Source organism: Haloarcula sp. Atlit-120R, from assembly GCF_003665885.1.
Taxonomy (GTDB): domain Archaea; phylum Halobacteriota; class Halobacteria; order Halobacteriales; family Haloarculaceae; genus Haloarcula; species Haloarcula taiwanensis.
Genome location: NZ_QPLN01000001.1, coordinates 997612 through 1009889, shown reverse-complemented (window position 1 = coordinate 1009889; position 12278 = coordinate 997612). Strand labels below are relative to the sequence as shown.

Genomic DNA, 12278 nt, shown 5'->3' with positions numbered 1-12278 from the left:
AGCCACTCCCATGCTCTCATTTGAGGATGTCCTCGCAGCACAGGACACTGTTTCTGAGACAGCCAGACACACACCGCTGGATTACTCGCACACCTTTTCCGCGATGACGGGCGCGGATATCCATCTCAAACTCGAGCTGTTCCAGCGTACGGGGTCGTTTAAGATACGGGGCGCGACCAACCGCATCGCGTCGCTCTCGGACGCCGAGCGGGCAGCTGGCGTCGTCACAGCGAGCGCCGGTAACCACGCCCAGGGGGTCGCACTGGCCGCCACGCGAATCGGCGTTGATTCGAAAATCGTGATGCCGGAACGGGCCCCGGTTTCGAAAGTGAAGGCGACCCGAAGCTACGGTGGCAACGTGGTCCTTCACGGTCGGGACTACGACGCGGCCGCCGAACACGCCCACGACCTTGAGCGAGAGGAGGGCCGGACCTACGTCCACGCCTTCGACGACGAGAAAGTGATGGCGGGGCAGGGGACCATCGGACTGGAAATCTACGAGGACCTCCCCGGCGTTGATACGGTCGTCGTGCCAATCGGCGGCGGCGGACTCATCAGCGGTATCGCCACAGCGCTGAAGGGCAAAGACGAAGATATTCGCGTTATCGGCGTTCAGGCCGAGGGGGCGTCAAGCGTCGCCGAGTCACTGGAGAAGGGCTATCGCATCGAGCGTGACAGTGTCGAGACCATCGCCGACGGTATCGCCACTCGTACCGTCGGCGAGCAGACGTTTGCGGTCATCAGTGAGCGGGTCGACGAGGTCGTGACGGTGTCGGACTCGGAAATCGCTGTCGCGCTGACGACGCTGTTAGAGCGTTCGAAAACGCTTGCTGAGGGCGCGGGTGCCGTGGCGCTGGCCGCCGTCATGGAGGAGAAGTTCGATTTCGAGGACGACGAGACAATCGTCCCCGCGCTGTGTGGCGGGAACATCGACCTGAATATGCTGACCAACGTCATCATGCGCGGCCTCGTCGAGACCGGCCGCTATCTCAAGATTCGGACCGTCCTCCAGGACCAACCCGGCGCGCTGGAAGAACTCGTCGAGGTCCTGTCACGCGAGCAAGTCAACATCTACGGCATCGAGCACGACCGGACCAGTCGCGACGTGGCGATGAGTTCGGCCGAGGTCGAACTGGACCTTGAGACCCGCGGCCACGACCACGTCGACGAACTCATCGACGCGCTCACCGACGAGGGGTACGAGGTCGACGTGCTGGTCTGACTCGACGCGCCTGCGTCGCGCCCGTCCCGACGGCGTCTTCTCGATACTTGTATCTGTCACTGGCCTGCGCCGATTTCGGCGGGGTTTTAGCCGCGGCGGCCCCCGCTTCGTGTATGCGACGGCTCGCACGGACAGTCCCTGCCGAGACAACAGCACGGAGCGGAGGGCGTTGATGGACCCGCGAACGAAGGCCAGCCTCCTGTGGGGCGTCGTCGGGGGCCTCGCGTTTCTGGTTCTCGTCCAGGGGTACGAACTGCTGGCCGGGATTCCGGTGTCAATACCGGCCAAAGCCGGTGTCGCCGTCGCCGTCGGCATCGGTGCGACGCTCGCCTCCTACCGTCTGCAGCCACGGCTGGTCGGAAACGAAAGCCCTTAATCGCCCGCCCTCGCACTCTCGAAGTGCGTGCCAGGATGGCCGAATCTGGTAAGGCGCACGCCTGGAAAGCGTGTTCCCATCTGGGATTCTGGGTTCAAATCCCAGTCCTGGCGTAGCGAGGTTCGAACGGTGTGCGAACCTCGGAAAACGCGAACGGTGCGCACAGTGAACCGTGAGCGAGTATTTTTATGACTGACTGCGAGTGAGGAGCGACCGCTTCTAACAGCGTAGTGTAACCACCGCACCGTTTTCCCGCCGCCAGTACTGATACTCGGTCGATGGTCGAACAGCGCGACGGTGACGAGATCGACTTGCTGGACTCCTCGATTCGGACGACCAGCGGAGCGCTGGTGTCAACGACGCTGTTCGTTCTCAGTGGCATCGTCTACGCGTTCGTCACGTCACCTGCGGCGACCGGGACCTATTTTTTCATCGCCCTCTCTGTCTCGCTGGTCCTGCGTCCGATTCGGGGCATCAGCCAGGCGCTGAAGAAGGTCGGCAGCGAACGGGGTGAACTCGTCAGTCCGTATCTCGGTCTGGCGGCGCTGTTCGCCCTCGGGTATCTTCTCATCGTCGGTGTGATCGTGGCTGCGCTGGCCGGTGTAATCGTCCGCAACACGGTGGTTTCGCCGGGACTGCTCGTCCCAATCGGCCTCTACGCGCTTTCGGTCGCGGTGTCGATGATTGTGTCTAGCCTGGTCGGTGCCATCGGCTACCCGAGCGTGGAGACGTGGCTCACCAGCACGCAGAGCGCCATCCAACTCGTCGTCCTGCTGGCGCTGGCTCCGACACTGACGACCGCCGTCGACCTGCTACTTGTTGTTGCCGGCGTCCGGCTGGCGGTGCTCGGTCCGGTCGCCGTCGCGCTGGGTGTCGTCCCGACGCTGCCCGACCGACACGCCATCGAGCGTGCCTGGGACTTCGCCAAGTGGAGCATTCCGGACCAGATTTTCGACCGCCTGTCGTACAACATGCCGGTGTACGTACTGGGCATCGTCGCGACCCCAGCGGCCGTCGGTATCTACGAGGCGGCCGATCGGTTCGCCGACTTCGGCGCGACGATTTCTTGGCATCTCTCCTCTCCGCTACTCACGAAGGTCAGCGGGGACTCCTCTGTCGGCGACACGCGTCTCGCCTACCTCGACGGTGCGGTCACCGGCGGAACGGGCGTCACGTTCGTCGTGTTCGGCTACCTGCTGGCCGCACACGACGTGGTCGCACGGATCGCCTTCACCGGCTCGGAGGGTGTCTTCTCGGCGACGGTCCTGCTCGTCGGCGGCGTGAACATCCTCCGTGGCTTCTGGACGCTCACGTCACATGCCATAGAAGGGGTCGGGAAACCGAGCGTGAGCTTTCGGACAAAGCTCTACGGACTGGCGTTCAGCGTTCCAGTCCCGGCGATATTCGGTGCGGAGTTCGGAGCTGTCGCCGGGGCCGCCGGGTACGGAGTGATGAATCTGGTCATCTTCGGGTACGTCCTCTACTACTCCCGGTCTGTCTTCGGACGGATTCCGCTCGAACCCGGGGTAGCAACAGCCCTCACCGTCGGCCTCGGCGTCTCGTTCGCACTCACGACCGGTGCAGTCGCTGGCCTCACGCGCGCTGGTCTCTCTCCGATTGTCGTCGCCAGCGTGGCCGCCGTGACGTGTCTCGCCGGCTTCGGCGGCTTCCTCGTCGCCGTGTCCTCACCGGCCAGACTCGTCGCTGCTCGGACGGCAACGCTGTGGCGCAGTCGCGCTCGCTCCCTGCTCGGGTGAGCGCTGGCCGTTTGTCGCTGCCGTTCAGAGCCAGCGGTAGAACTCGAGCGTGTACCCCTCGGGGTCTTCGACGAACGCGGCGAAGGCATCAGCGGCGTCGACTTCCGTCGGTTCGAGGACCGGCGCAGCGCCGGCGTCGATGGCCGTCTCGTAGGTCCCCTCGACGTCGTCGACGGTGAACGCGATGTGGTCCACGTCGGCACGGTTTGGGGCAATCGGGGTGGTCCGGTCCGGGTCGTAACGCAATTGCAGGTCACCGTCGCCGCCCCGGCCGAGGTAGACGTTCTCGACGCCGTCTAACGTGAAGCGGTTCGTTTCCTCGAAGCCCAGCGTGTCGTAGAACTCTATCGCACGGTCGAGGTCCGAGACGCAGATAGCGGTGTGTGCGAGATCCATGCCGCGGCGTTGTGGACGGGTCGAAATGAGTGTGGCGGTACCGCCGGTGGCGCGGCCAGTTACAGCAGGTCACCGCGAGCAACGGGAACGACGCTGCCGCCGACCCGGACGTTGATATCCTCGCCGCTGCCGTCAGTCGAGAGATGCAACAGCGACGGTCGCCCCATCTCGTAGCCCTGCTCGACACGGGCCTCGACGGCAGGGCTCCCGAGCATCTCGTGGCGGGCGAGATACGCGGCCAGGCAGCCGTTCGAAGACCCGGTCGCGGGGTCCTCGGGCACGTCGTAGAACGGCGCGAACACGCGGACTGCGAGGTCGTTGGCCTCGCTCCGCGGCGCTCGACAGACTGCCAGGACGTTCTTCGCGTCGCGGTCGCCGGTCACGGCGTCGTAGGCGTCCCGATCCACATCGATGGCTTCCAGCGCGTCGCGGTCGGCCACCGGGACGACAATTGTCGCCAGCCCCGTCGAGACGATTTCCACCGGCCAATCGTGGTCCAGTCGGTCAGCCGACAGGCCGAGGACGGCAGCGAGGTCTTCGTGGGCTAACTGCTCACCGAACTCGGGGGTCGGCTGTGTCATCCACAGCGTCTCGCGGCCGTCGCGCTCCCCGATGTCGACCGGGACTTCACCGACGGGCAGGTCCAGCGTCACCGTTTCGGGGGTTCCGTCAGCGATCTGGTCTCGGATGACCTGTACCGTTCCGAGGGTTGGATGGCCGGCGAAGGGTATCTCGGCTGCGGGCGTGAAGATACGGACCGGCCACGCGCCGTCGCTTGGCTCCCCGGTGACGAACGTCGTCTCCGAGTAGTCTATCTCGGCGGCGATGGCCTGCATCTCGTCCTCGTGCAGGTCGCCGGCGTCGGTCACGACGGCCAACTGGTTCCCGGTGTATCGCTCCCGGGCGAACACGTCGACGATGTGAAACGGGTGGGACATACCTGTTCGCTCGGTGGCGTCCCCAAAGAACACTCCGGCTGCCTGCTGTATGATACCAAATCACCTGAAGCCACCGGCTATTTCTCGCTGTCACCCATCTTGTGGGCATGGACGCTGTCGCAATCGCCTGTTTCGACGGGTTCGACGAACTGGACGCAATCGGCCCCTACGAGGTGTTCGAGAACGCGGCGCGCTTTGGCGCGTCGTGGGACGTGACCCTCCGTTCAGTCCGGGAGAGCGGGACCGTCACCGCGAGCCACGGACTCCGGGTCGAACCGGACGGCCCGCTCGCCGACGTGACCCCGGACCTGCTTGTCGTTGCTGGCGGCGGGTGGAACGACCGAAGCGATGCTGGCGTCTGGATGGAGACCGAGCGCGGAGACCTACCCGAGGCTGTGGCGGCAGCCCACGACCGCGGCGCGACCGTCGCCGGCGTCTGTACCGGCGGGATGGTGCTTGCCCGCGCCGGCCTGCTCGACGGTCGGCCGGCGGTGACACACGGCGGTGCACTAGAGGACCTGCGAGCGACGGACGCGACCGTGGTCGATGCCCGGGTTGTCGACGACGGCGACGTGCTGACCTGTGGCGGCGTCACGTCCGGTCTGGATCTCGCCGTCCACCTCGTCGAACGCGAGTGGGGCGCGGACGTGGCCGCCGCTGTCTGTGAGGAGATGGAGTACGAACAACGGGACGACGTGTTCCGCGGCGAATCGGCATAAGAGCGACCGAGCGGCTCAGGCGTTCGCGCGGGCGTCTTCAAGCAGCGCTTGCACGTCGACGGCCTCGCCGGTCTCGCTGCTCTCGATGGCGGCGAAGACGATGGCCATCGACTGGAGGACGCTGTCGACGTTCGTCGGCATCGGCTCGCCGCCGTCGATCCAGTCACAGAACTGCTCGATGAGCCAGGCGTTCTTCCAGTGGGGGCGCTCGGCGAGTGGCACCGACTCGCCGTCGCCCTTGCCGATGCTCTCGAAGTTCCCGGTGTGGTAGTCCTCGGCGTGGAACCGCTCGACGTCGCGGCGGTCGAGGACGACGGTCTGGTCCGCACACTCGGCGCGGAACTGTTCGTGTCCCCAGCCGTTCAGCGTGGTCGCGTTGGCGTAGCTGCCCTCGTACTGGGCGCGGGTTCCGTCGGCGAAATGCAGCGTCACGAAGCCGGTGCAGTCACCGTCGTAGTCGGCTTCCTCGGGCGTCCACGTTTCGGCATACACCCGCTCACAGGGCGAATCGGCCAGCGACGCGAGGATGTCGAGGTGGTGGATTGCGCCGTCGAGCAACAGCATGTTCTCCATTTCGTAGACGTAGTCGGCGTAGAAGTCTCGTTCGCGGACGTTCCCCGTGTACCGCGCCGTCAGATAATCGACGGGGCCGGCGTCCTCGACGGCCCGCTGGAACGTCGCCTTGTCCCGGTCGAACCGGTGGCTCATCGTAACGCCCATTTTTTTGCCGGCCTCGTCGACTTTTTCGGCGACGCGGACCGACGCCTCCAGCGTGTCGGCAATCGGCTTCTCCGAAATGATATGCAGGTCGTGGGCGAGTGCCGTCTCCACGACGGCCTCGTGTGTCGACGGCGGCGTCACGATAGAACAGATGTCGGCCGGCCGCTCAGAGAGCGCGGTTTCGAGGTCGGCGTAACACTCTTCGGGCGACAGGCCGAGTTCCCGCTCGGCCAGTTCGTGCCGCTCGGGGTCGGTGTCGACCGCGGCGACGACCTCGATCCGGTCGTCGCGAACGTTCGGTGGGATCGCGTCCGTCGCCCAGGTGGACCCTTGGCCCCCCAGACCGACGTGGACTAATCGGTATGTCATGGCTCCGCTACTGCTTCAACGAATAAATGCTGCACTATCTCATCAGGATTCGCCCGCGTCCGGGAACTCGACGCGGCGCTCCATCCCGTCTTCGGCGAGCACGACCTCGCCGTCGAACGCGTCCCGAGCTTCGTCAACTAGCTTGTCGGCGCTCGCGGCGTAACGCGTCGAGATGTGCGTCAGTGCCAGTGTCGACGCGCCGGCCTGTCGCGCTACGTCGGCGGCCTCCCGGGCGGTGGAGTGGGCCGTCGCCTTCGCCCGCTCTTTCCGGTCCTCGGCGAAGGTGGCGTCGTGGACCAGCAGGTCAGCGCCCTCGCTCGCCTCGATGACGCTCTCGGTCGGCAGCGTGTCGCCGGTGTAGACGAACCGCCGACCGGGACGGGGCGGCCCGACGACGGCCTCCGGCTGGATGGTCTCGCCCTCGTGTTCGATGGCCTCACCGCGGTGGAGCTTGGAGTATTTCGGCCCCGGCGGGATGCCGAACTCTTCTTCGGCTTTCTCCCGGTCGAACTTCCCCTTCCGGTCGTCCTCGTCGAGGACGTAGCCGACGCTGGCACAGCGATGAGCCGTCTCGATGGCTCGAATCTCGTACTCCGGCCGGTCGAGGACGACGTCTCCAGCCGACACCTCGTTGATGCGGACAGGAAACGACGGTGTCGTCCCGTTGGCCTGAATGAGCTGTTTGATGTTCCCGCGCGTGCCCGCCGGCGTGTGGACGGCGATGGCGCGGTCGCGTTCGTTGAAGTCCCACGTCTGGAGCAGGCCCGGAATCCCGAGGACGTGGTCGCCGTGGAGATGCGTGACGAACAGGTGGTCGATAGCGAAGCCGGTCCCAAAGCGCATCATCTGTCGCTGTGTGCCCTCGCCGCAGTCGAAGAGGAGGTAGTCGCCGTCGCGGTTGACGAAGATGCTGCTCGTGTTGCGCTGGGTCGTCGGCACGGCCCCACTCGTCCCGAGAAACGTCACGCGCATGGTCATCGCATCCTCTACTGTCGACGGGTAAACCGGTGTCGAAAGGGCGCTGTCAGTGTAGGGTATCACCCGCCGTCTTGTTCGCTCGGGTCGCTGCGGCGGTCGTCTGTATGTGTGGTTGTCCCATGGCTATTCGTACTAACCCAAAATAACGGCTGCTTTCCGCCATCTCTCGCCAGCGTACGCGCTTCTCTGCCGAGAGCTTAATCACCGGCAAAAATTTTTAATACCACGTATCTATCGCTCAGTCTCACTTTCCCGAGCCAGCAGTCACAGCGAACGGCTTAGCAGGTTATTAGTCTCTGCTGAACTGTCTCGCCGGTTTATGTGTCGTTCACCCGTCGAACAGTTCGCATTGCCTGCCGATCACCGCAGAATCGAACCATGATACGAACTCGCACACTCGCCGTTTTCGCTGCGCTCCTCGTCGTCGGCGGCCTCACCGCACAGGTCGGGGCCGTACCGGGCGTGACAGCGCAACAGGAATCGCCGTCAGAACAAGCCGCGAACACGGGGGTCACTCTCGATTCCCTGACCGCACCCCAGAGCGTCGCTCCCAACTCGACTGCTGACGTGGCCGCGACGGTCACGAACAATCAAAACACCGCGGTGACTGAATCCGTGGCGTTCCGGTTCGACGGGGCCGTCGTCGACCGGACGCTCGTCACGCTTGAGCCTAACGAGAGCGCAACCGTTCAGTTCTCGGCGGACACGACCGGCATCGAACCCGGTGACTACCGCCACGGTGTCTTCACCAGCGACGACGGACAGGTCGCCGCGGTTACCATCTCTGACTCGTTCACGCTGGAGAGCCTCGACGCACCGACGAACGCCACCGCCGGTGACAACGTCACGGTCACCGCAACTGTCGCCAACCCGAACGAGTTCAACACGACCCAGAGCGTCGAGTTCCGACTGAACGGCCAGCCGCTGGTCTCTGAGTCCGTGAGCCTCGACGCGAACGAATCTGCTGACGTGACGTTTACCGTCGACACGACCGGTGTCGGGCCGGACACGTACATCCATAGCGTCTTCACGCGCGACGACGGTGCGTTCGCCGAGATCACTATCGAGCCACCAGCGAACGAGACCGAAGAGCCACCAGCGAACGAGACCGAAGAGCCACCAGCGAACGAGACCGAAGAGCCACCAGCGAACGAGACCGAAGAGCCACCAGCGAACGAGACCGAAGAGCCCCCAGCCAACGAGACTGAAGAGCCACCAGCCAACGAGACTGAAGAGCCACCAGCCAACGAGACCGAAGAGCCGCCAGCCAACGAGACTGAAGAGCCGCCCGCCGACGAAACTGAAGAGCCGCCCGCCGACGAAACTGAAGAACCGCCCGCCGACGAAACTGAAGAACCGCCAGCCAATGAGACTGAGGAGGCTGACGAAGGCGACGAAACTGACGAAACGGACAACGGGACTGAAGGAAACGCGACGTCAGAAAGCTAAGCCCCGTCACCCTGTCACCCGTTCACATTTTTAATGGTGGCCGTCGTACCGTAGTCCATGAAGTTCGTTATCGTTGGCTATGGCCGCGTCGGCATCCGGACCGCACGGATTCTGCAAAGCGAGGGCCACGAAGTCGTTATCGTCGACAACGACCCTGTGAAGGTCGAACGGGCCAGGGAAACCGGATTCGAGACTATCCAGGGTGATGGCAACGAGGAAAGCGTCCTCGTCGATGCCGGCATCGAAAGCGCAGACGCTATCGGCGGCCTCACGGGCGATCTGAACACGAACTTCACTGCCTGTATGATCGGCAAAGAGTTCGGCTGTCGAACTGTTCTACGAATCGACGCCGACTACCGCGAGGAAATCTACGAGAAGTACGCCGCTGACGTAGACGAGATAATCTACCCCGAGCGGTTGGGCGCGGCCGGCGCGAAGACGGCACTGCTTGGCGGTGACTTCAACGTTCTCGCCGACCTGACCGAACAGCTATCGGTCGCGAGTATCCGAATCCCCGATGACTCGCCGTTCGTCGGCAAACGAGTCGTTGAGGTGGACCTCCCCGGCGACGCCCGCATCTACGCCCACGGAAAGGATCACGAACCGATGACGATTCCGCTCCCACAGACCGAGATCGAGCCCGGCGACAGCGTCGCCATTATGGCCGACCCCGGCGGGCTGGACGACATCCGGGCAACGCTCCGGGGCGACGCATCAGCCTGAAACTTCCCGGGTCCGCTCTGCCGCAGTCCCTCTCAGACTGACAGTTTCGCTGTCTTCGACGAAAGCCGGGGGGAAGTAGGATATGAAAGGGAGGATCGCGGTGTCCGGGCGCGCCTGGGGAGGATAGGATGGCACGCAGTGTCACCGACATCCACTGCAGCCGTGGAAGCGCGCCCGTACCGGGTGGAATGCTACCGGTAGGCATAAATGCCCGTCAGACAGGCGCGCGACAGACGACAGACGGCACGGGTTTTTCATCGTTCGACCACTGCCTTCTCGTATGACCTGGGCGACGCTGTTTGAACGCGCGGCAGACCACCAGACTACGGTCGACGCTGTCTGTGCGGCCCTTGAAGCGCACCGCGCGGAGGACAAAGACGATGCATGAGCCGTCGCCAGCGCGTGTCGTCGCCGATGCTGATGTCCTCGCCGCCGACCTGCTGTGTGGGCCAGACAGCGATGCCCGTGCCGCTATCGACCACGTCCGCCGGCACTCGTGGGTCACGCTCGTCGCGAGCGACCACCTGTTAGATGATGCCGCTGCCGTCATCACCGACCTTGCTGACGCCGATCTGGCGGCCGACTGGCGGGCGCGGATCGAACCCGGCTGTGATATTGTCGACCACCCGGCCGGAGACCATCCCGCGCTGGCCTCGGCTTACCGGGGCGGCGCACAGCACCTCCTGTCCTATGCGGACGACCTGCGTAGCGCCCGGACCAGCGCGTCGCTCAACCGTCATATGTCCCTGAGTGTCAGACCGCCGGATGCCTTTGCTCGCCTGTTCGATCCGGAGTCACTGTATCCCGTCGTCGAGAACGGCGAGTATCCCGGTCCAGATCGGGACCCACGCGCATAGCGAGTCATCAGTCGTCAGCGGTCGTTACCGTGGGTGCAGAGCCGGTCCTCGATGGCCCGGCTGCGTCCTCTGCAACGTCGAACTCCGCAAGCACCTCACGTAATTCGTCGGTCTGTGCCGCCATCTCCTGTACCTCGGTGGTCACTTCGGTAATCGTCGCGGTCTGTTCCTCTGTCGCGGCGGCAACGGCCTCTGACTCCTCGTTTGTCTGCTCGCTCACTTCGGCGACCTCGTCGACCATATCGACGACCTCCTGCGTGGTTTCCGCCTGCTCGGCGGTGGCTCCCGATATCTCCTGAATCGAGGCGTTGACCTCGCCGAGCACGTCGACGATGTCCTCGAAGTCCCGGAGCGCCGACTCGATTGTCGCGGCGCTGTCGGTCACCTGCTGGTTCGTCGCCTCCACGTCGCTGACGGTCTCGCTGGCCTCGTGCTGGACTGCCTGTATCCGGTCTGATACGTCTGTTGCGGCGTCGCGGGTCTCTTCTGCGAGTGTTTTCACCTCGTCGGCGACGACGGCGAACCCGTCCCCGCTTGCGTCCGCGCGGGCCGCCTCGATGGAGGCGTTCAGTGCGAGCATGTTGGTCTGCTCGGCGATGTCTGTGATGACCTCGACGATGTCGTCGATCTCGCTGATCTGGTCGACCAGACTTTCGACCGCAACGGCGATATCGTCGATACGGGCCTCCATCTCGTCGAGTTCGTCGATCGCCTGCTCGGCGTCCGCGCGTCCCTCGCGCCCTCGCTGTGTCGCCTTCTCGGCGGTGTCGGCCGCGTTCTCGGCGGTCGCAGCGATCTCTTCGACGGTGGCAGACAGCGTGTTCATTTCCGAGGCAACGTCGTCGTGACGCGACGCCTGCTGGCTGGCTCCAGCCGAGATTTCCTGAATCGACCGGGAAATCTCGTCGCTCGCGTCGTCGATTTCTTCGATGCTTCGGGTGACGTGATCGCTTGTCTCGTCAACGTCCTCCGCGAACGCGGCGACGGTTGCCACTGTTCCTCCGAGCGTCGTCACAAGGTCGTTGTAGTTCTCGACGACGGCGTCGAACTGCTCGTCGTCGGCGTCGAAGTCCTCGTCTATCGTGGCCGTCAGATCCCCGTCTTTTGCCCGTTCAGCGGCGTCACCGAAGGCGACGACGAGGTCGTTAAGCGCCTGGGAGCGCCGTTCGAGGTCGCTGGTCATCGTCTTGAGTTCGGTGGTATAATCGTCCATACTAGCGGCCATCTTCTCCAGCGACTGCCCGAAGGTCCCGGGCACGTCCTCGTCGAGAACGTCGGCGTCGAACTCCTGCCGGGAGAGCGCGTCGGCCTGTTCGGACACTGTCAGCAGATAGGATTGCATCGAGCGAAACGAGGAGAGCAGTTCGGCGACTTCGTCGTCGCGCTCGCTCTCGGGCAGTTCCACGTCGAGTTCGCCAGCCGCGATATGGTCCGCACCCGCGGCCATCGCTGTGATGGGTTCGACGAAGTCCTCGCGGGTAATGAACACCGTGTTGGCGAACGCGACGATAGCGCCAGCAAGCAACACGCCCGTGACGACGAACCGGACGGTCCCGCTGGCGACAAGCGAGACAACTGCCAGTGCGACAGACGCGGCAAACTGCAGACCGACGGCCGCGAGCACTTTCCGCTCGACTGAACCGGAGACACCGAAAATATCGAGTGATCCACGTATCACCGACTTGTACTGTTCGACGAGGGCTGTGAGCATACGCTCCTTTTTTTTACACTGTATAATAAGGTTCGAGTCCAATTCTCGGAGATTGAAAAGGAA

Annotated in this window: 12 protein-coding genes and 1 tRNA gene; 8 read left to right on the top strand and 5 right to left on the bottom strand. The window is 64.1% G+C overall.

The window, feature by feature from the left end; genetic code table 11:
- Positions 1 to 10: 10 nt before the first annotated feature.
- The 4 genes from ilvA to DVK01_RS05240 all read left to right on the top strand — a co-directional run bounded on the left by ilvA (position 11) and on the right by DVK01_RS05240 (position 3355).
- Complete coding sequence (gene ilvA, locus DVK01_RS05255; RefSeq protein ID WP_101351233.1) at positions 11 to 1222, top strand: threonine ammonia-lyase; 1212 nt, start codon at positions 11 to 13, stop codon at positions 1220 to 1222.
- A gap of 172 nt (positions 1223 to 1394) precedes the next feature.
- Positions 1395 to 1598: a hypothetical protein gene (locus tag DVK01_RS05250; RefSeq protein ID WP_101351232.1), complete on the top strand. Its 204-nt coding sequence runs from the start codon at positions 1395 to 1397 to the stop codon at positions 1596 to 1598.
- 29 nt (positions 1599 to 1627) lie between these two features.
- Positions 1628 to 1711: transfer RNA gene (locus DVK01_RS05245), tRNA-Ser, on the top strand.
- 165 nt (positions 1712 to 1876) lie between these two features.
- Positions 1877 to 3355, top strand: a complete 1479-nt coding sequence (locus DVK01_RS05240; protein WP_121535738.1) for a transporter — start codon at positions 1877 to 1879, stop codon at positions 3353 to 3355.
- A gap of 24 nt (positions 3356 to 3379) precedes the next feature.
- Here the strand turns inward: DVK01_RS05240 and DVK01_RS05235 are convergent, their stop codons facing one another.
- Positions 3380 to 3751, bottom strand: a complete 372-nt coding sequence (locus tag DVK01_RS05235; RefSeq protein WP_101351230.1) for a VOC family protein — start codon at positions 3749 to 3751, stop codon at positions 3380 to 3382.
- Positions 3752 to 3810: 59 nt separating this feature from the next.
- Complete coding sequence (locus tag DVK01_RS05230) at positions 3811 to 4689, bottom strand: PhzF family phenazine biosynthesis protein (protein ID WP_101351229.1); 879 nt, start codon at positions 4687 to 4689, stop codon at positions 3811 to 3813.
- 107 nt (positions 4690 to 4796) lie between these two features.
- On the opposite strand from DVK01_RS05230, the gene DVK01_RS05225 reads away from it, so the two are divergent.
- Positions 4797 to 5408 (top strand): DJ-1/PfpI family protein, encoded by a 612-nt coding sequence (locus tag DVK01_RS05225; RefSeq protein WP_121535735.1) that lies wholly within the window; start codon positions 4797 to 4799, stop codon positions 5406 to 5408.
- A 15-nt stretch (positions 5409 to 5423) separates the two neighbouring features.
- Here the strand turns inward: DVK01_RS05225 and DVK01_RS05220 are convergent, their stop codons facing one another.
- Together DVK01_RS05220 and rnz are read right to left on the bottom strand one after the other, a co-directional pair.
- On the bottom strand, positions 5424 to 6497 hold the full coding sequence (locus tag DVK01_RS05220; protein ID WP_101351227.1) for a Gfo/Idh/MocA family protein: 1074 nt from the start codon (positions 6495 to 6497) through the stop codon (positions 5424 to 5426).
- 42 nt (positions 6498 to 6539) lie between these two features.
- Positions 6540 to 7475, bottom strand: coding sequence for a ribonuclease Z (rnz, locus tag DVK01_RS05215; protein WP_121535732.1), 936 nt, complete (start codon positions 7473 to 7475; stop codon positions 6540 to 6542).
- 378 nt (positions 7476 to 7853) lie between these two features.
- Here rnz and DVK01_RS05210 point away from each other — a divergent pair, with 378 nt between their 5' ends.
- From DVK01_RS05210 to DVK01_RS05200, 3 genes are all read left to right on the top strand, one after another.
- Positions 7854 to 8924: a CARDB domain-containing protein gene (locus DVK01_RS05210; RefSeq protein ID WP_121535729.1), complete on the top strand. Its 1071-nt coding sequence runs from the start codon at positions 7854 to 7856 to the stop codon at positions 8922 to 8924.
- A gap of 57 nt (positions 8925 to 8981) precedes the next feature.
- Complete coding sequence (locus tag DVK01_RS05205; protein ID WP_101351224.1) at positions 8982 to 9647, top strand: TrkA family potassium uptake protein; 666 nt, start codon at positions 8982 to 8984, stop codon at positions 9645 to 9647.
- A 380-nt stretch (positions 9648 to 10027) separates the two neighbouring features.
- On the top strand, positions 10028 to 10504 hold the full coding sequence (locus DVK01_RS05200; protein WP_121535726.1) for a hypothetical protein: 477 nt from the start codon (positions 10028 to 10030) through the stop codon (positions 10502 to 10504).
- 7 nt (positions 10505 to 10511) lie between these two features.
- On the opposite strand, the gene DVK01_RS05195 is transcribed toward DVK01_RS05200, so the two are convergent.
- Positions 10512 to 12215 (bottom strand): methyl-accepting chemotaxis protein, encoded by a 1704-nt coding sequence (locus tag DVK01_RS05195; protein WP_121535723.1) that lies wholly within the window; start codon positions 12213 to 12215, stop codon positions 10512 to 10514.
- Positions 12216 to 12278: the final 63 nt, after the last annotated feature.